Here is a 17585-nt window from a genome sequence, read left to right as displayed (position 1 = left end):
AGCAGGCTCGCTCCCACAATAGACCTCAGTGACATACCCCCTTGTGGGAGCAAGGCTTGCCTGCGATAGCAATGTGACTAACCCCGCAAAAACGCCTGATGCAACTCATCCAACGTCTGGAAGTGATACGCCGGGCGCTCGGCACTCAGCTCCTCATGACTGCCAAACCCATACCCCACCGCTGCCGCATCCAAGCCATTGCTGCGAGCTCCAATCAAGTCGTGTTTGCGGTCGCCGATCATCAACGTGCTGGTCGGTTCGAGCTCCTCTTCAGCCATCAGGTGGGCGATCAGCTCGACCTTGTTGGTGCGGGTGCCGTCCAGTTCACTGCCATAGATCACCTTGAAGTGCCGGGCGAAGTCGAAGTGCCGGGCGATTTCCCGGGCGAAAACCCAGGGCTTGGAGGTGGCGATGTACAGTTGCCGCCCTTGGTCGCCCAAGGTTTCCAGCAGAGGCATCACGCCATCGAAGACCCGGTTTTCGTACAGCCCGGTGACCTTGAACCGCTCGCGATAGAAATTCACCGCCTCCCAGGCTTTCGCTTCGTCGAAATCGTAGAACTGCATGAAGGCCTGCAACAGCGGCGGCCCGATGAAGTGTTCGAGGCGGGTCAGGTCGGGTTCGTCGATGCCCAGTTTGCTCAAGGCGAATTGGATCGAACGGGTGATGCCCTCGCGAGGGTCGGTGAGGGTGCCGTCGAGGTCGAACAGTACGGTCTGGTAATGCATGGCAGTTCCTGGGACGGTATCGCGACGTTGTGGGTGCCTCGCACTGGAGCGCCAGCCCGGTCAAGCGGGAGCAAGCTCCCTCGCCACGATGAATCAGACAAGTAGGGGGCGGTGACCAACGATTCAGGGCTGGTCGTAGCCTTCGGCCAGGTGCAGGTCCTTGAGCTTCACGTAGTTCGCCGCGCTGTAGGTGAAGAAGGCGCGTTCCTTGTCGGTCAGTGGCCGGGCCTGTTTCACCGGGCTGCCCACGTACAGGAAGCCGCTTTCCAGGCGTTTGCCCGGCGGTACGAGGCTGCCGGCGCCGATGATCACATCATCTTCGACCACCGCGCCGTCCATGACGATGCTGCCCATGCCGATCAGGATGCGGCTGCCCACGGTGCAGCCATGGAGCATGACTTTGTGGGCGATGGTCACGTCGTCGCCGATCAACAGCGGGAAGCCATCGGGATTGAAGGGGCCGGCGTGGGTGATGTGCAGCACGCAACCATCCTGGACGCTGGTGCGGGCACCGATGCGGATGCGGTGCATGTCGCCGCGAATGACCGTCAGCGGCCAGACGGAGCTGTCTTCGCCGATTTCGACGTCGCCGATCACCACCGCGGTGCTGTCGACAAAAGCGCCGCGGGCAAGCCGTGGGCGGTGATTCTGGTACGTGCGAAGGGTCACGATAGGCTCTCTCTCTTCTGGCAATAGCGGCTGCTAGCTGCGGTGAACGTCGATTGTAATTAAGATGGGCCCATGTTTCTTCCAGCCAAGGTGTCAACCGTGAGCGTGAACAACCCTCTTTTGCAGTCCTACGACCTGCCGCCATTCTCGACGATCCGTGCCGAGCACGTGCAGCCGGCCATCGAGCAGATCCTGGCTGACAACCGTGCCGCCATCGCCGAGATCCTCAAGAACCAGGGCACGCAGCCGACCTGGGCCGGCCTGGTGCTGGCGATGGACGAGCTCAATGATCGCCTGGGCGCCGCCTGGAGTCCGGTGAGCCATTTGAATGCCGTGCGCAACAGCCCCGAACTGCGTGAAGCCTACGAGGCCTGCTTACCAGCACTGAGTGCCTATTCCACCGAACTGGGCCAGAACCGCGAGTTGTTCCAGGCGTTCGAAGCCCTGGCGAGCAGCCCTGAAGCCGCCGGTTTCGACGTCGCGCAAAAAACCATCCTCGAGCATTCCCTGCGAGACTTCCGCCTGTCGGGCATCGACCTGCCACCCGAGCAGCAGAAGCGCTACGCCGAGGTGCAGAGCAAACTGTCCGAACTGGGCAGCCGTTTCTCCAACCAACTGCTGGACGCAACCCAGGCCTGGACCAAGCACGTCACCGACGAAGCCACCCTCGCCGGCCTGACCGATTCGGCCAAGGCGCAAATGGCCGCGGCCGCCCAGGCCAAAGAGCTGGACGGCTGGCTGATCAACCTGGAATTCCCCAGCTACTACGCAGTGATGACCTACGCCGAAGACCGCGCCCTGCGTGAAGAAGTCTACGCAGCGTACTGCACCCGCGCCTCCGACCAAGGCCCGAATGCCGGCCAGAACGACAACGGCCCGATGATGGAGCAGATCCTCGACCTGCGCCAGGAACTGGCCCAACTGCTGGGTTTCGCCAACTTCGCCGAATTGAGCCTGGCGACCAAAATGGCTGAATCCAGCGACCAGGTGCTCAGTTTCCTGCGGGACCTGGCCAAGCGCAGCAAACCGTTTGCCGCCCTGGACCTGGAACAACTGAAGGCCTTCGCCGCCGAACAGGGCTGCCCCGACCTGCAAAGCTGGGACAGCGGTTTCTACGGTGAAAAACTGCGCCAGCAGCGTTACAGCGTGGCCCAGGAAGCCCTGCGTGCGTATTTCCCGATCGATAAGGTGCTGGGCGGTCTGTTCGCCATCGTGCAACGCCTTTACGGCATCGAGATCACTGAACTCAAAGGCTTCGACACCTGGCATCCAGACGTGCGGCTGTTCGAAATCAAGGAAAACGGCCAGCACGTCGGGCGTTTCTTCTTCGACCTCTACGCCCGCGCCAACAAGCGTGGCGGCGCCTGGATGGACGGCGCCCGCGACCGTCGCCGAACGATCGATGGCGTGTTGCAAAGCCCTGTGGCGAACCTGGTGTGCAACTTCACCCCGGCCGACAGCGGCAAACCGGCGCTGCTGACCCACGACGAAGTCACCACCCTGTTCCACGAGTTCGGCCATGGCCTGCACCACTTGCTGACCCGCGTCGAGCACGCTGGCGTGTCCGGCATCAACGGCGTGGCCTGGGATGCCGTGGAGCTGCCGAGCCAGTTCATGGAGAACTGGTGCTGGGAGCCTGAAGGCCTGGCGCTGATTTCCGGCCACTACGAAACCGGTGAGCCGCTGCCCCAGGACCTGCTGGAAAAAATGCTCGCGGCGAAAAACTTCCAGTCCGGCCTGATGATGGTCCGCCAGTTGGAGTTCTCTCTGTTCGACTTCGAACTGCACGCTACCCACGGCGACGGTCGCAGCGTGGCGCAAGTGCTTGAAGGGGTGCGCGATGAGGTGTCGGTCATGCGTCCGCCGGCCTACAACCGCTTTCCCAACAGCTTCGCGCACATTTTCGCGGGCGGGTACGCGGCGGGTTATTACAGCTACAAATGGGCAGAAGTGTTGTCGGCCGATGCGTTCTCCAAGTTCGAAGAGGACGGCGTGCTCAACGCCGACACCGGTCGTGCCTTCCGTGAGGCAATCCTGGCCCGTGGTGGCTCCCAGGAGCCGATGGTGCTGTTCGTCGACTTCCGTGGCCGTGAGCCGTCGATTGACGCACTCTTGCGCCACAGCGGCCTGACCGAGGACGCGGCAGCATGAGCGAGGGGCCTGTGATTACCAAGAGACGCTTTATCGCCGGGGCGGTCTGCCCGGCGTGCAGTGAGCCGGACAAGTTGATGATGTGGAGTGAAGACGGCGTGCCGCACCGCGAATGTGTGGCCTGCGGTTATTCCGACACGCTCAACGAACAAGGTCTGTCGGTGCCCAAGGAATTGGGCACCCGGGTCAATACGTCGGCGCTTAAGGTGCCGGATGCCAAGGTTCAGGCGGTACAGTTTTTCCCCAACCCCAAGTTGAAGAAAAAACCCGACTGAAATCTTCGGCATCACCTTCCGGGCCGCCTGGCCCGGAAGCGATACATATATACCGCCGCGCTTGCGGCCTTCCTGCCCAGACTTGTTCATCAAGTCCACAGACAGGAAGGCTTCCATGCCCCACGCTGACAACCCGCTGTTGCAGGCCTATGACCTGCCGCCTTTTGCCCGGATCCAAGCCAGGCATTTCTCACCGGCCCTCGACCGGATCCTTGCCGAAAGCCGCGTCCAGGCGGCCCATATCATCAAGACCCAGGCAGCGTTTCCCACCTGGGACGACCTGGTGCTGGCCATGGATGAAATCCACACGCGGCTGGAAGGTTTCGACGCGCTGCTGGATCTTCTGGCCTCGACCAGGACGGGAGACGAATGGGCACAGGCCTCACTGGACTGCACAGAGCGGCTGCATGATTTCCAGCGCTGGCTGAGACAGCATCCGCAACTGTTCCAGCTTTATCAGCGCCTGGCAGACAGCCAGATTGCCCGGCATTTCGAACCGGCACGTAAACGCGTCCTGGAAAAAATCCTGCGACAGTTTCGCCAGAATTTTCTGGCCCCCACTGCTCAGGCCGACCTGGTCGCCTTGAAGCGTCGCATCCAAGGGGCTCAACAGCTGTTTCTGGAAAACCTGCACAAAGCCAATAACGCCTGGAGTAAAACCTTCGACGATGAGGCCCAATTGAGTGGCCTGCCCAGCGCTTTCAAGCAGCAAATGGCCCGCCAGGCGCGCGAAGCCGGACGCACGGGATGGTTGCTGACGCTCAACGACGAGTCATTTGGCATCGTCACGGCCTATGCCGACAATCGCCTTTTGCGCCAAGAGCTGTATGTGGCCTACAGCACCCGCGCATCGGACCAGGGCCCCCAGGCCGGCCAGTTCGACAACGGCAAGGTACTCAAGCAATTGCTGGAGGACCGTCACCGCTACGCGACCTCACTCGGCTACGGGAATTTCGCTCAGATGGCTGTCGAACCAGAGCAAGCCGAGTCCGCCGAACAGGTCACGACATTCCTGCGAGGGCAGCTGGCCCTGCACCAAGGCGCTTTTGCCAACGACGCAGAACAGCTCAAGGCATTTGCCCGCCAGCAGGGTTTCAGTGAGCTCCAGCCCTGGGATTGTCCGTACCTGGCGGAAAAGCTTCGCCAGCAGGTGACGGGAACCTCCCGGCATGCCCTCAGCGCCTGGTTTCCCCTGGAGTCGACGTTTGCCCAGCTACTGCTGATCGCCAAGGAGCTGTTCGGGGTGGATTTCATCGAGCGTCAGGATGTAACAACCTGGCATCCCGAGGTGCGTCTTTTCGAAGTCCGCGAGTGGGAGCTGGTCATTGGCTACCTGTATTTCGATCCGTTCGGCGATGCGACCCGCAACGGTTATCCCAATACCACCACCCTGCGAAACCGCTACGTCACCGCCGAGGGACGCCCTCGGCACCCTATCGCCATCCTGCATGGCTGGCTGCCACGCGGCTCAGGCGACCAGCCGGCCGTGCTCGACCACCTGCAGTTGCGCATTCTGTTCCATGAGTTCGGCCATTGCCTGCAGCATGTACTGACCCGGGCAGAGTACCGCGACGTTTCCGGCATCACCGACCTGTCCCGCGATACGTCCGAGTTTGCCGGCATGTTGTTCGAACAGTGGTGCTTCTCCAAGCAATGCCTGGTCCGCGTGTCGAAGCACTACCAGACGGGTGCGGCGATGCCTGACAAGATCGCTGATCAATTGTTGACCTTCGCCAACACCCAGGCCAGTTGGGAAACCGCCCTGCTGCTGCGCAACGCACTGTTCGATATGGAACTGCACCAGAGCCATGGCGATGGGCGCACCGTCCAGCAGGTGTTCGATCAGATCAACGCGCACTTCGGGCATTTGCCCGTGTCCGCGAACGAACGCTGGCCCAATGGCCTGGATTACATGGTGACCGGCTATGCGGCCAGGATTTACGCCTATGCCTGGTCGAAGGAATTAGCGCTCACCGTGTTCCAGCGATTCAAGCGCGACGGGGTGTTCAACGCGGCAACCGGTCAGGCTTTGCGCGAAACAATCTTCGGGCCGGGCGATTCACGACCGCTGTCCGAATCCATCGCGGCCTTTTCAGGCACGCCGCCAATCATTGCTCGGGAAGGCTCATCTGGGGGTCAAGGTGACGGGCCGTCGTGGTCGAATTGACCCAGCTTTTCAGCGAGCAAAGTGCAAAGACGCTGGTGCTGCAATCGCCGTTGGCCAATGCAGCACGAAGTTTTTCGACGTCGGCCTGCACCACGTAGCGAACCCCATCCTTGAAGTGATGGCTGTCACCGAAGCCGCCTTCCGTCATTTCGTTCAAGGCGTCCTCTTTGCTCCAACCCTGCACGACCACCCGGTACATGGCTGCCACCAGCCCGGTGCGGTCTGACCCGTGCTTGCAGTGCATCAGCACCGGCCCCTTGGCTTCGGCCGCCTGAACGGCGCGCAGGGCCTTGAGTATGTCGCTGTCGTCGACATGATTGGTGCGATAAGGCAACTGCACTTGCTGGATACCGGGGACGGATAACCAGCTTGCATCCGAATCCGGCAAAAACGTGATGACCGTACCGATCTTGAGTTTCGTCAGCAGGGGCAAGGCACCACCGTCCGGCAAGGAGCTGCGATAAAGCGTCGGCGACATCTGGTAAAGGTTGTAATGCTTTTCCACCGGCTGGGCCCAGTCAGCAGGTCTGGACTCTGCGAAGTCAGCCGCCTGGACCACAGAGTCAGCAAACAGGATGAGTAACGTCAGGCAGAGCAGTGAACGGAAAGGACGCTTGGGCATGTGTGGACCGGAAACGAAAAAATCGAAGCGTTCAGTTTCGTCTCGCCCCGGTTAAAAGCCTGTGAGGAGAACGTCAAAGCGTTGTGAACGCTCAGCCAGGGCTTATTGCAGCGCAGGCCAGGCCGCTGAATGGCACTGGCCTTAATCGAATACAACGAATACTGTATGCACATACAGCAATTCGGAGTATGCCCATGACAGCCTCCCTTCCACCCCGCGGCCGCGGCACCGCGACCAACCCGCATAACCGCTTTGCCCCGAATCGCTCGGTGGCCGAAGATGACGGCTGGTATCAGGAAGTCCCGCCTACCCAAGGCACCGAAGTGCGCATTGAGCTGGCCAAGACCATCATCACCCGCAACACCTCGCCGGATATTCCTTTCGATCGCTCCATCAATCCCTACCGTGGCTGTGAACACGGCTGCATCTACTGCTATGCGCGGCCCAGCCATGCTTACTGGGACATGTCGCCCGGGCTGGATTTCGAAACGAAGCTGATCGCCAAGACCAACGCCGCCGATGTGCTGGAGCAACAGCTGTCCAAGCGCGGCTATCAATGTGCGCCGATCAACCTGGGCTCCAATACCGACCCTTACCAGCCCATCGAACGCGAACAGCGAATCACCCGCAGAATCCTGGAGGTGCTGCTGCGCTACCGTCATCCGGTGACTATCGTGACCAAGGGCTCGCTGATCCTGCGCGACCTGGACCTGCTGACCGAACTGGCGCAGCAGCGCCTGGTGGCGGTGATGATCAGCCTTACCACCCTGGACGATGAACTCAAGCGCATTCTCGAACCCCGTGCGGCGACACCCAAGGCGCGGCTGCGGGCGATCAAGGTCATGCGCGAGGCGGGTATTGCTGTGGGCGTGCTGTGTTCGCCGATGATCCCGATGATCAATGACAGCGAGATCGAAAGCCTGCTGGCCGAGGCCCATGCCGCTGGCGCACAGAGTGCCGCCTACATCATGTTGCGCCTGCCGTTGGAAGTGGCGCCGCTGTTCGAACAATGGTTGCAAGCGCACTACCCGCAGCGCGCCGCCCATGTGCTGAGCCTGGTCCGCCAGAGCCGTGGCGGCGAGCTCTACGACAGCCAGTTCGGTACTCGAATGCGCGGTGAAGGCCCTTTCGCCGACCTCCTGGCCCAGCGCTTCAGCAAAGCGATCAAGCGCCTGGGGCTCGATCGTCGCGAAGGCTACAATCTCGATTGCCAGGCCTTTTGTCCGCCGGGCCGACAGATGTCCTTGATTTAAATACAGTTGACCGTAAATTGGGTTTCGAACACCGAGCGTTCAGGCGCTTCACGTGCATTGTTCATACCTCGGAAGATACGTCCTAGAGCCTTCGATTCAGTTTGAGTTAAGTTTCGGCCGCTACCTTGTTCATCGAGTGACTGACAGGTCGGGGATTTCGACCTGGACGTTTTTTAACCAGCCACTGGCGTCTCAAAGAGGATGAATCATGAGTGACAAGGATAAACAGCCGTTGGCTGCGTCGGCTTCAGCCCAACCGGAGGCGGAAACCGCCGATGCAGCGCTGCAGCATATTGTTGACGGCTTTTTGCATTTCCATCACGAGATCTTTCCGCAACAGGAAGAACTCTTCAAGAAACTCGCCACCGCCCAAAAACCCCGGGCGATGTTCATCACCTGCGCCGATTCGCGCATCGTGCCCGAATTGATCACCCATAGCTCCCCAGGCGACCTGTTCGTGACCCGCAACGTCGGCAACGTCGTTCCGCCTTACGGGCAGATGAACGGTGGTGTTTCCACCGCCATCGAATACGCCGTGCTGGCCCTCGGTGTGCAGCACATCATTGTATGTGGCCATTCCGATTGCGGCGCCATGCGTGCAGTGCTCAACCCCGACACCCTGGAAAAAATGCCCACGGTAAAAGCCTGGCTGCGCCACGCCGAAGTGGCCAAGACCATGGTCCACGACAACTGCCCGTGCGGTGATGAAAAGCAGACTATGCCCATCCTCACCGAAGAGAACGTGATCGCGCAGTTGCAACACTTGCGAACCCACCCTTCGGTGGCCTCGCGCATGGCTAACGGTCAGTTGTTCATCCACGGCTGGGTGTACAACATCGAAACCAGCGAGATCAAAGCCTACGACGCGGACCAGGGACGTTTCCTGCCGCTCGATGGCAGCCATCCGATACCGGTGGCGACGCCCAAAGCGCGCTTCTAACCACTCCTAAACATCCTTGTGTGGTTCAAGCCTTGCCGCTGTTTGAGCGGTAGGGCCTTGCCATGCCTGAAGAAAACTGCAGGAGAGTCGCCATGCGTGCTGCTCAATTAAAAGCTGTTCTGCCACGGGAGCTGTTGGCTTCGGTGGTGGTGTTTCTGGTGGCGCTGCCCTTGTGCATGGGCATCGCCATTGCGTCCGGCCTGCCGCCGGCCAAAGGCCTGATCACCGGCATCATCGGTGGCCTGGTAGTGGGTTTTCTGGCCGGCTCAAAGCTGCAAGTCAGTGGCCCGGCCGCCGGCTTGGCGGTGCTGGTCTTCGAGCTGGTGCGCCAGCATGGCGTGGCGATGCTCGGGCCGATCCTGCTGTTGGCGGGGCTTCTGCAACTGCTGGCCGGGCGCTTTCGCCTGGGCTGCTGGTTCCGGGTGACCGCGCCTGCGGTGGTGTACGGGATGCTGGCGGGTATCGGCGTGCTGATCGTATTGTCCCAGGTCCATGTGATGCTCGACGCGGCGCCCAAACCTTCAGGGCTGGATAACCTGACGGCGTTCCCGGCGGCAGTGGCTCAGGCGTTGCCGTCCTTCGGCTGGCAGGCCGGGCTGCTCGGTCTGTCGACGATTGCGGTGATGTGGTTGTGGGAAAAGTTTCGCCCCCACAGCCTGCGCTTCATCCCCGGCGCGCTGCTCGGTGTAGGCTTGGCGACCATCGCCAGCCTGATGCTGGCCTTGCAGGTCAAGCGTGTGGAAGTCCCGGAAAATCTCGCCGAAGCCATTGATTGGCTGCGCCCGGCGGACCTGCTGAACCTGGCCGATCCCACGTTGCTGATCGCCGCGTTCGCCGTGGCCTTCATTGCCAGCGCCGAAACCCTGTTGTCGGCCGCTGCCGTGGACCGCATGCACAGCGGTGAACGTGCGGACTTTGACCGCGAACTGTCGGCCCAGGGTATCGGTAATATGCTTTGCGGCCTGCTCGGCGCCTTGCCGATGACCGGGGTGATCGTGCGCAGCTCGGCCAACGTCCAGGCCGGGGCCACCACTCGGATGTCGACGATTTTCCACGGCCTTTGGTTGTTGCTCTTCGTGCTATTGCTGTCCAGCGTGCTGCAGAGCATTCCAGTGGCAAGCCTGGCGGGTGTTTTGGTGTACACCGGTTTCAAACTGGTGGACCTCAAGGCATTTCGCAGCCTGGGCCGCTATGGCCGAATGCCGATGTTCACTTATGCCGCGACGGCCCTGGCAATCATCTTTACCGACCTGCTGACTGGCGTGCTGATCGGTTTCGGCCTGACCCTGGCAAAACTGGCCTGGAAAGCCTCGCGCCTGAAAATCAGCCTGATCGACCTCCCCAAGGACGGTGAGATGGAGCTGCGGCTGGTAGGCGCGGCGACCTTCCTCAAGGTCCCGGCACTGACCCAGGTGCTGGGCACCATACCGACAGGCGCGACCGTGCATGTGCCGCTCAATAACCTGAGCTACATCGACCATTCATGCCTGGAATTGTTGGAAGAGTGGGGCCGGGCGAATGCCAGCAAGGGCTCGAAGCTGCTGATCGAATCCCGTGGGCTCAAGCGCAGGTTGGAAGGGCGGTTGCGTACCACGGTAGGGGTTGGCGCAGCCTCTGCCTGACACTCAAGTCCAAATGTGGGAGCGAGCTTGCTCGCGATAGCGGTGTATCAGCCAACTTCGATGTTGCTGGTCCAATGCAATCGCGAGCAAGCTCGCTCCCACAGGGTTTTTCGGTGAACACAATTATTGTGAACACCCACAGGGGTCTGTGTTTCTGCGGAATCAAGCCGCTGGCTGATCCAGCTCCAGCCCAACGCCCAACTGGCGCGACAGGCAAGGCCAGCGCTTCCAGGCAGCGCCGGTGTCCGGGCTGCCCAGCTTGTCACGGTAAGTCTCCACCGACTCCAGCGCAAAGCTGTCTTCGTCGAGCATTTCATCCACCGCGTGGTGCACGGCTTCATCCAACTGGTTGGCGAACGGTTCGCCGATCAAATGGTGAGCGATCAGGTTGGCGACCGTCATGTCCAGCGGGATCAGCGGTTGGCTGAAATGCTTGATGTACAAATCGTTGACCTCCTCCACCAGCCGGTGAGCCAGGTAGGCCTCATCCAACAGGCCGTCCAGGCCGACGTGGCCTTCCATCAACTTGGGCGGCTGGAGGAAAAACTGCTCGGCGATTTTCAGCACCGGCTTGATCTGCGATTCGATGCCGGCCTCGCGAGCCACCTCGTTGGCGGCATCCAGCAGGTCCGGCACCTGCTCGATATAAGCGGTGACAAAGCGAGTCATGACGCCCTTGGCATCAATGTCCGGCAGTTGAATGGCGGCGTGCAGGTTCGGCAACTGGGCTTCCAGCTGACGGGTCAATTGGCCGGTCTCGGCTTCGTGTTGTTGGGCTTTTTCGATCTGCTCGCGCAATGCGGCGGTGTTCATGAAAACTCCAGGAAACAAGGCAATGAAATAGGGAAGACATAACTTAGCTGGCGCAAAAACACTCCTAAGACCTATTTTTCATAACCGTCTCATCCTTGATACATCATAAGTTATATCGGTTTGCCATCACTCAGGTTCGCATCCTTCTCCATTCGCGGGCTCTAGCGCAAGCCCTGTCTGTTTCAAACGATTTACGCCATCGCGTTGCGAGGTTGCAGTCGCTGTCTATACTCGGGTTGGAATGGAGTTAGCTGATGACACCCGATGCATATGCAGCAAGGCACGGCGGTCGAGTTCGCAGTCTGATGTAGCCGCTCTCCCTTGCCGCAGGCGTTAAGCCTACGGGATAACAAGAACGATAAGGGGAACCCGCAATGACGCGACATCCACACGTATGGATGGGCCTCCTGTTGTGGTCGATTTTCAGCCAGGCGCAAGCGGCCTGGACTGTGAATATGGCGCCTGGAGCGACACAGATCAGCAATGCAGTGTTCGACTTGCACATGACCATCTTCTGGATCTGTGTGGTCATCGGCATCATCGTCTTCGGCGCCATGTTCTGGTCGATGATGATGCACCGCCGCTCAACCGGCCAGAATGCCGCGCATTTCCACGAAAACACCCGCGTCGAAATCCTCTGGACCATCGTGCCCTTCCTGATCCTGGTAGCCATGGCGATTCCTGCCACGGCCACCCTGATCAAGATGTACGACTCCAGCGAGTCGGACATCGATATCCAGATCACCGGCTATCAATGGAAATGGCACTACAAATACCTGGGCCAGGACGTCGAGTTCTTCAGCAACCTGGCCACCCCCGCCGAACAAATCCATAACCAGAGCGCCAAGGGCGAGCATTACCTGCTGGAAGTCGACAAGCCGCTGGTGCTGCCGGTCGATGCCAAGGTGCGCTTTCTGGTGACCTCCGCCGACGTGATCCACTCTTGGTGGGTGCCGGCCTTCGCGGTCAAGCGCGATGCGATTCCCGGGTTCGTCAACGAAGCCTGGACCCGCGTCGACAAGCCCGGCCTGTATCGCGGCCAATGCGCCGAGCTGTGCGGCAAGGACCACGGTTTCATGCCGATCGTGGTGGAGGTCAAGAGCAAGCCCGACTACGAAAAGTGGCTGGGCGAACGCAAGGCCGAAGCTGCGCAGCTCAAAGAGCTGACCAGCAAGGAATGGACCCTGGACGAGCTCAAGGAACGCGGCGACAAGATCTACCACACCACCTGCGTGGCCTGTCACCAGGCTGAAGGCCAGGGCCTGCCGCCGATGTTCCCGGCGCTCAAGGGCTCGAAGATTGCCACCGGGCCCAAGGCTGATCACCTGAGCATCGTCTTCCACGGCAAACCCGGCACCGCCATGGCCGCATTCGGCAAGCAGTTGTCGGAAGTCGATATCGCTGCGGTCGTGACCTATGAACGTAACGCCTGGGGCAACAACAAGGGCGACATGGTTACGCCTAAAGAAGTGCTGGAACTCAAACAGGCGGAAAGCAAATGAGCCGGCCTGACGCTTGTTCCCGCAACCGGTCGGGGCTCAACGCCCCGCGCCGTCCAGCCCACTCGTTCGAAGGAGACAGGACATGAGTGCTGTGATCGATGACCACGGTCATGCCGGCGCCGACCACGCCCATGGCCCCGCCAAGGGCCTGATGCGCTGGGTGCTGACCACCAACCACAAGGATATCGGCACGCTGTACCTGTGGTTCGCGTTCTCCATGTTCCTGCTGGGCGGCTCGTTCGCCATGGTGATCCGCGCCGAACTGTTCCAGCCGGGCCTGCAGATCGTGGAGCCGGCGTTCTTCAACCAGATGACCACCATGCATGGCCTGGTGATGGTCTTCGGCGCGGTGATGCCGGCGTTCGTCGGCCTCGCCAACTGGATGATCCCGCTGATGATCGGCGCGCCGGACATGGCCTTGCCACGCATGAACAACTTCAGCTTCTGGCTGTTGCCGGCGGCGTTCCTGCTGCTGGTGTCGACGTTGTTCACACCCGGCGGCGGGCCGAACTTCGGCTGGACCTTCTACGCGCCGCTGTCCACCACCTATGCGCCGGAAAGCGTGACGTTCTTCATCTTCGCCATCCACCTGATGGGTATCAGTTCGATCATGGGCGCGATCAACGTGATCGCCACCATCCTCAACCTGCGCGCCCCCGGCATGACCCTGATGAAAATGCCGCTGTTCGTCTGGACCTGGCTGATCACCGCGTTCCTGCTGATCGCAGTGATGCCGGTGCTGGCCGGCTGCGTGACGATGATGCTGATGGACATCCACTTCGGTACCAGCTTCTTCAGTGCCGCCGGCGGCGGCGACCCGGTGCTGTTCCAGCACGTGTTCTGGTTCTTTGGCCACCCCGAGGTGTACATCATGATCCTGCCGGCCTTCGGCGCCGTCAGCTCGATCATCCCGGCCTTCTCGCGCAAGCCGTTGTTCGGTTACACCTCGATGGTCTATGCCACGGCAGCCATTGCGTTCCTGTCGTTCATCGTCTGGGCGCACCACATGTTCGTGGTGGGCATTCCGCTGGTGGGCGAGCTGTTCTTCATGTACGCCACCCTGCTGATCGCGGTGCCCACCGGGGTGAAGGTGTTCAACTGGGCCAGCACCATGTGGCAAGGCTCGCTGACCTTCGAGACGCCGATGCTGTTTGCCGTGGCGTTCGTGATCCTGTTTTCCATCGGCGGTTTCTCCGGGCTGATGCTGGCCATCGCCCCGGCGGACTTCCAGTACCAGGACACCTACTTCGTGGTCGCGCACTTCCACTATGTACTGGTGCCCGGCGCGATCTTCGGGATCTTCGCCTCGGCCTACTACTGGCTGCCGAAATGGACCGGCCACATGTATGACGAAACCCTTGGCAAGCTGCACTTCTGGCTGTCGTTCGTGGGGATGAACATGGCGTTCTTCCCGATGCACTTCGTCGGCCTGGCGGGCATGCCCCGGCGGATTCCCGACTACAACCTGCAGTTCGCCGACTTCAACATGGTTTCGTCCATCGGCGCATTCATGTTCGGCGCTACGCAGATCTTCTTCCTATTCATCGTGATCAAGACCATCCGCGGCGGCCCACCCGCACCGGCCAAACCGTGGGACGGGGCCGAAGGGTTGGAGTGGAGCGTACCGTCGCCGGCGCCGTATCACACCTTTACTACGCCGCCGGAAGTTAAATAGATGACACCGGGGCCTTGTGTGGGAGCGAGCTTGCTCGCGATGGCGGCGACTCGGTGTGTCAGACCCACCGCTATCGCGAGCAAGCTCGCTCCCACAGGGTTCTCGGTAAGGATTGGAAATCATGGCTGAGTCGATTTCGCTGAAGAAACTGGTCACCCGCCTGCTGCTGGTGGTGGTGGCCATGTTCGTCTTCGGCTTTGCCCTGGTGCCGATCTACGACGTGATGTGCAAGGCGTTTGGCATCAACGGCAAGACCGCCGGGCAGTATGAAGGCGAGCAAACCGTCGATGAGTCTCGGCAGGTTCGCGTGCAGTTCCTGTCGACCAATTCGGTGGACATGGTCTGGGACTTCTATCCCAAGGGCAATGAACTGGTGGTCCGGCCAGGGGCGGTGAACGAGATGGTCTTCGTCGCCCACAACCCCACCAACCGGCCGATGAGTGCCCAGGCGGTTCCGAGCATCGCGCCGAGCAACGCAGCGGCGTATTTCCACAAGACCGAGTGTTTTTGTTTTACCCAGCAAGTGCTGCAACCCGGCGAACGCATCGAAATGCCCATGCGCTTCATCGTTGACCGGGACATGCCCAAGGAAGTGAAGCACCTGACGCTGTCCTACACGCTGTTCGATATCACCGCTCGTCATCCACCGGTGGCTGTAAACACTGACCGATAGCGTGCCCGATAAGGAGAACAATAAATGGCAACTCACGAACACTATTACGTTCCGGCCCAGAGCAAATGGCCGATCATCGCCACGGTCGGGATGTTCGTCACGGTGTACGGCCTGGCGACCTGGTTCAACGACCTGAAAGCGGCACGGCCGGAGTCCCATGGCCCGCTGATCTTTTTCGTCGGCGGCCTGTTGGTGGCCTACATGCTGTTCGGCTGGTTCGGCGCGGTGGTCAAGGAAAGCCGCGCCGGGTTGTACAGCGCACAACTCGACCGCTCGTTCCGCTGGGGCATGAGCTGGTTCATCTTTTCCGAAGTGATGTTCTTCATCGCCTTCTTCGGTGCGCTGTTCTATGTGCGCAACATCTCGGCGCCCGGCCTGGCGGGCGAAGGCACCAAGGGCCTGTCACACATGCTCTGGCCGAGCTTCGAGTTCGCCTGGCCGCTGCTGAACAACCCCGACCCGAAACTCTTCCCGGCGCCCAAGGAGGTCATCAGCCCCTGGGGCTTGCCGCTGCTCAACACCGTGCTGCTGGTCAGTTCCAGTGTCACCGTCACCATCGCCCACCACGCCCTGAAAAAAGGCCATCGCGGCGCGCTGAAGCTCTGGCTGGCGATCACCGTGTTGCTGGGTTGCGCGTTCCTGGGCTTCCAGGCCGAGGAATACATTCACGCTTATAAGGAACTGGGCCTGACCCTGGGCTCCGGTGTCTACGGCGCAACGTTCTTCATGCTCACCGGGTTCCACGGCGCCCACGTCACCATCGGCACGATCATCCTGTTCGTCATGCTGATGCGGATCATGCGCGGGCATTTCGACAACGAGCACCAGTTCGGCTTCGAAGCGGCGAGTTGGTACTGGCACTTCGTCGACGTGGTGTGGATCGGCTTGTTCATCTTCGTCTACGTGCTCTGAAACCAGCCTTACCAGGGCGCGTGGGAGACCAACTGGCCGCTGAAAAAACCCCAGGCAATCAAGCCGACGGTGGCGGCGGCCAGGCTGACCCGAATCGCCAGGGCGATGACCAGGCGATTGGAACTGCTGTCGTCCTTGACCAGAAAAAACAGACCGCTGAACAGGCTGGCGATCGTGGCAATCAGCATCAGGACGATGGCTGCTTTTAGCATCAGGAACACTCCGGGGGGACGCGATGCACGTGAGTATAGCTATCCCGTTCGACGGCTTTCGGACGGTGCCATGAAACACTTCCGGCCGGGCATCGTGCCGTCGCTGGTGGTCGCCATTCTGGTGCCGGTCATGGTGTGCCTGGGGTTCTGGCAATTGAGCCGGGGCGAACAGAAGCGCGTGCTCATGGAAAATTATGCCGAGCGCCGCGTGGCGCCGCCGATGGACAGCACCGAGCTTGCGCACACCAGCGATCCGGCCTTTCGCCCGGTCACGCTGCAGGGCCAGTTCGACGCCGAGCACAGCATCCTGCTGGATAACCGCCAGCACGACGGCAAGGTCGGTGTCGAGTTGCTGCAACCGTTCCTCGACCACCGGACCGGGCTGTGGTTGCTGGTCAATCGCGGCTGGCTGCCCTGGCCGGACCGACGCACCCCGCCGGTCTTCAACACACCAGAAGCACCTATGAGCCTTCAAGCCTGGGTCTACGTTGCACCGGGCACCACGTTCCAACTGCACGCCGACCCGGCTGGCGCCGCATGGCCACGACTGGTCACCACCATCGAGCCGGACAAGCTCTGGGCCGAACTGGGCCGCAGCGGTTTCACCTATGAATTACGCCAACAAAGCGGCCCCGGCGCCTACCGGACCGATTGGCCCGTAGTGGCCATGGGGCCGGAAAAACACCTCGGTTATGCCGTGCAGTGGTTCGCCATGGCGGCGGCACTGTTCGGCCTTTTCCTTTATCTCGGATGGCACAACGCAGGGAGACACCATGGGAACCGCCATGAATCCAACCAACACGTCTGAGGCAACCACGGCGCAGAACCGTCGCAAGGGCCGGCTGCAACTGCTGCTGATTGTGCTCGGGGTGATCGGCCCGATGATCCTGGCCACCGGCATGTACAAATTCCAGTTCTGGGTGCCGCAAAGCCGCAGCTACCACGGCGAGATGATCGGCACCGGCCAGACCCGCGCAGAAATTGGCGTACAGGCCGATGAACAGCGCTGGCAGATCCTGGTCACGGCACCGCAGGAATGCTCGGTGGATTGCCGGCAACTGGTGTATCTGGCCCGCCAGGTACAGATCGGCCTCGGCCGCGACGCGTCCCGCGCCAGCCACGCCTTGGCCATCGCACAACCGCTGGACGCGGACTATGACGCGCAACTGCAGCGTGAATACCCGCAATTGCAACGCTATCCACTGGACCTGCCGACCTATCAGAAAGGTGCCCAGGGCTCTGGCGGCGCCCAGTTGTGGATCATCGATCCCCACAGCAACCTGGTGCTGCGCTACGACGCCCGGGTCAAGGGCAAGGACTTGCTCAACGATCTGCGCCACCTGTTGAAACTGTCGAACATCGGATGAGGGC

17 protein-coding genes are annotated in these 17585 nt (G+C 60.9%); 12 read left to right on the top strand and 5 right to left on the bottom strand.

The features are described 5' to 3' along the window. Positions 1-77: 77 nt before the first annotated feature. Both J9870_RS00490 and J9870_RS00485 read right to left on the bottom strand, forming a co-directional pair. A complete protein-coding gene (locus J9870_RS00490; protein ID WP_210642231.1) occupies positions 78-728 on the bottom strand; it encodes an HAD family hydrolase in 651 nt (216 codons plus the stop codon). Positions 729-851: 123 nt separating this feature from the next. Then, positions 852-1397, bottom strand: coding sequence for a gamma carbonic anhydrase family protein (locus tag J9870_RS00485; RefSeq protein ID WP_210642230.1), 546 nt, complete (start codon positions 1395-1397; stop codon positions 852-854). A gap of 99 nt (positions 1398-1496) precedes the next feature. On the opposite strand from J9870_RS00485, the gene prlC reads away from it, so the two are divergent. The 3 genes from prlC (at position 1497) to J9870_RS00470 (ending at position 5990) form a co-directional block, all read left to right on the top strand. Beyond that, positions 1497-3548, top strand: coding sequence for an oligopeptidase A (gene prlC / locus J9870_RS00480; protein WP_246883067.1), 2052 nt, complete (start codon positions 1497-1499; stop codon positions 3546-3548). Next, positions 3545-3823 carry a YheV family putative zinc ribbon protein gene (locus J9870_RS00475; protein ID WP_210642228.1) on the top strand — a complete coding sequence of 93 codons (279 nt, stop codon included), beginning with the start codon at positions 3545-3547 and terminating at the stop codon, positions 3821-3823. Before prlC ends, J9870_RS00475 begins: the two co-directional genes overlap by 4 nt. 115 nt (positions 3824-3938) lie before the next feature. After that, on the top strand, positions 3939-5990 hold the full coding sequence (locus J9870_RS00470; RefSeq protein WP_210642227.1) for a M3 family metallopeptidase: 2052 nt from the start codon (positions 3939-3941) through the stop codon (positions 5988-5990). On the opposite strand, the gene J9870_RS00465 is transcribed toward J9870_RS00470, so the two are convergent. Continuing rightward, on the bottom strand, positions 5932-6612 hold the full coding sequence (locus J9870_RS00465; protein ID WP_210642226.1) for a tyrosine-protein phosphatase: 681 nt from the start codon (positions 6610-6612) through the stop codon (positions 5932-5934). The two genes, J9870_RS00470 and J9870_RS00465, sit on opposite strands and share 59 nt — an antisense overlap. Before the next feature lie 194 nt (positions 6613-6806). Here J9870_RS00465 and J9870_RS00460 point away from each other — a divergent pair, with 194 nt between their 5' ends. The 3 genes from J9870_RS00460 to J9870_RS00450 all read left to right on the top strand — a co-directional run bounded on the left by J9870_RS00460 (position 6807) and on the right by J9870_RS00450 (position 10427). Further along, on the top strand, positions 6807-7865 hold the full coding sequence (locus J9870_RS00460; protein WP_210642225.1) for a PA0069 family radical SAM protein: 1059 nt from the start codon (positions 6807-6809) through the stop codon (positions 7863-7865). 208 nt (positions 7866-8073) lie between these two features. Continuing rightward, positions 8074-8805 carry a carbonic anhydrase gene (locus tag J9870_RS00455; protein ID WP_063323564.1) on the top strand — a complete coding sequence of 244 codons (732 nt, stop codon included), beginning with the start codon at positions 8074-8076 and terminating at the stop codon, positions 8803-8805. Between the two features lie 92 nt (positions 8806-8897). Continuing rightward, positions 8898-10427 (top strand): SulP family inorganic anion transporter, encoded by a 1530-nt coding sequence (locus J9870_RS00450; protein ID WP_210642224.1) that lies wholly within the window; start codon positions 8898-8900, stop codon positions 10425-10427. Between the two features lie 162 nt (positions 10428-10589). On the opposite strand, the gene J9870_RS00445 is transcribed toward J9870_RS00450, so the two are convergent. Further along, on the bottom strand, positions 10590-11240 hold the full coding sequence (locus J9870_RS00445; protein ID WP_210642223.1) for a hypothetical protein: 651 nt from the start codon (positions 11238-11240) through the stop codon (positions 10590-10592). Positions 11241-11614: 374 nt separating this feature from the next. Between J9870_RS00445 and coxB the strand changes: the two genes are divergently transcribed. From coxB to J9870_RS00425, 4 genes are all read left to right on the top strand, one after another. Continuing rightward, complete coding sequence (gene coxB / locus J9870_RS00440; RefSeq protein WP_134922248.1) at positions 11615-12742, top strand: cytochrome c oxidase subunit II; 1128 nt, start codon at positions 11615-11617, stop codon at positions 12740-12742. Positions 12743-12824: 82 nt separating this feature from the next. Then, positions 12825-14417 (top strand): cytochrome c oxidase subunit I, encoded by a 1593-nt coding sequence (gene ctaD / locus J9870_RS00435; protein WP_210642222.1) that lies wholly within the window; start codon positions 12825-12827, stop codon positions 14415-14417. Between the two features lie 121 nt (positions 14418-14538). Next, positions 14539-15090, top strand: a complete 552-nt coding sequence (locus J9870_RS00430; protein WP_210642221.1) for a cytochrome c oxidase assembly protein — start codon at positions 14539-14541, stop codon at positions 15088-15090. A 24-nt stretch (positions 15091-15114) separates the two neighbouring features. Next, complete coding sequence (locus J9870_RS00425) at positions 15115-16002, top strand: cytochrome c oxidase subunit 3 (protein ID WP_210642220.1); 888 nt, start codon at positions 15115-15117, stop codon at positions 16000-16002. Between the two features lie 8 nt (positions 16003-16010). Here the strand turns inward: J9870_RS00425 and J9870_RS00420 are convergent, their stop codons facing one another. Then, positions 16011-16214, bottom strand: a complete 204-nt coding sequence (locus J9870_RS00420; RefSeq protein ID WP_014335867.1) for a twin transmembrane helix small protein — start codon at positions 16212-16214, stop codon at positions 16011-16013. 70 nt (positions 16215-16284) lie between these two features. On the opposite strand from J9870_RS00420, the gene J9870_RS00415 reads away from it, so the two are divergent. Together J9870_RS00415 and J9870_RS00410 are read left to right on the top strand one after the other, a co-directional pair. After that, entirely contained in the window at positions 16285-17022 is a 738-nt protein-coding gene (locus tag J9870_RS00415) for an SURF1 family protein (protein WP_210642219.1), read from the top strand. Next, complete coding sequence (locus J9870_RS00410) at positions 16988-17581, top strand: hypothetical protein (protein WP_210642218.1); 594 nt, start codon at positions 16988-16990, stop codon at positions 17579-17581. Before J9870_RS00415 ends, J9870_RS00410 begins: the two co-directional genes overlap by 35 nt. The last annotated feature ends 4 nt before the right edge of the window (positions 17582-17585 follow it).

Source organism: Pseudomonas sp. Tri1 (genome assembly GCF_017968885.1).
Taxonomy (GTDB): Bacteria; Pseudomonadota; Gammaproteobacteria; order Pseudomonadales; family Pseudomonadaceae; genus Aquipseudomonas.
The sequence above is the reverse complement of the archived record's forward strand: the minus strand, read 5'-3'. Positions and strand labels throughout refer to the sequence as shown.

Coding starts and splice junctions, on each gene's coding strand:
- coxB (WP_134922248.1), top strand. CDS start 11,615: ATGACGCGACATCCACACGTATGGATGGGCCTCCTGTTGTGGTCGATT.
- J9870_RS00445 (WP_210642223.1), bottom strand. CDS start 11,240: ATGAACACCGCCGCATTGCGCGAGCAGATCGAAAAAGCCCAACAACAC.
- J9870_RS00475 (WP_210642228.1), top strand. CDS start 3,545: ATGAGCGAGGGGCCTGTGATTACCAAGAGACGCTTTATCGCCGGGGCG.
- J9870_RS00455 (WP_063323564.1), top strand. CDS start 8,074: ATGAGTGACAAGGATAAACAGCCGTTGGCTGCGTCGGCTTCAGCCCAA.
- J9870_RS00430 (WP_210642221.1), top strand. CDS start 14,539: ATGGCTGAGTCGATTTCGCTGAAGAAACTGGTCACCCGCCTGCTGCTG.
- ctaD (WP_210642222.1), top strand. CDS start 12,825: ATGAGTGCTGTGATCGATGACCACGGTCATGCCGGCGCCGACCACGCC.
- J9870_RS00420 (WP_014335867.1), bottom strand. CDS start 16,214: ATGCTAAAAGCAGCCATCGTCCTGATGCTGATTGCCACGATCGCCAGC.
- J9870_RS00490 (WP_210642231.1), bottom strand. CDS start 728: ATGCATTACCAGACCGTACTGTTCGACCTCGACGGCACCCTCACCGAC.
- J9870_RS00460 (WP_210642225.1), top strand. CDS start 6,807: ATGACAGCCTCCCTTCCACCCCGCGGCCGCGGCACCGCGACCAACCCG.
- J9870_RS00470 (WP_210642227.1), top strand. CDS start 3,939: ATGCCCCACGCTGACAACCCGCTGTTGCAGGCCTATGACCTGCCGCCT.
- J9870_RS00425 (WP_210642220.1), top strand. CDS start 15,115: ATGGCAACTCACGAACACTATTACGTTCCGGCCCAGAGCAAATGGCCG.
- J9870_RS00465 (WP_210642226.1), bottom strand. CDS start 6,612: ATGCCCAAGCGTCCTTTCCGTTCACTGCTCTGCCTGACGTTACTCATC.
- J9870_RS00450 (WP_210642224.1), top strand. CDS start 8,898: ATGCGTGCTGCTCAATTAAAAGCTGTTCTGCCACGGGAGCTGTTGGCT.
- J9870_RS00410 (WP_210642218.1), top strand. CDS start 16,988: ATGGGAACCGCCATGAATCCAACCAACACGTCTGAGGCAACCACGGCG.
- J9870_RS00415 (WP_210642219.1), top strand. CDS start 16,285: ATGAAACACTTCCGGCCGGGCATCGTGCCGTCGCTGGTGGTCGCCATT.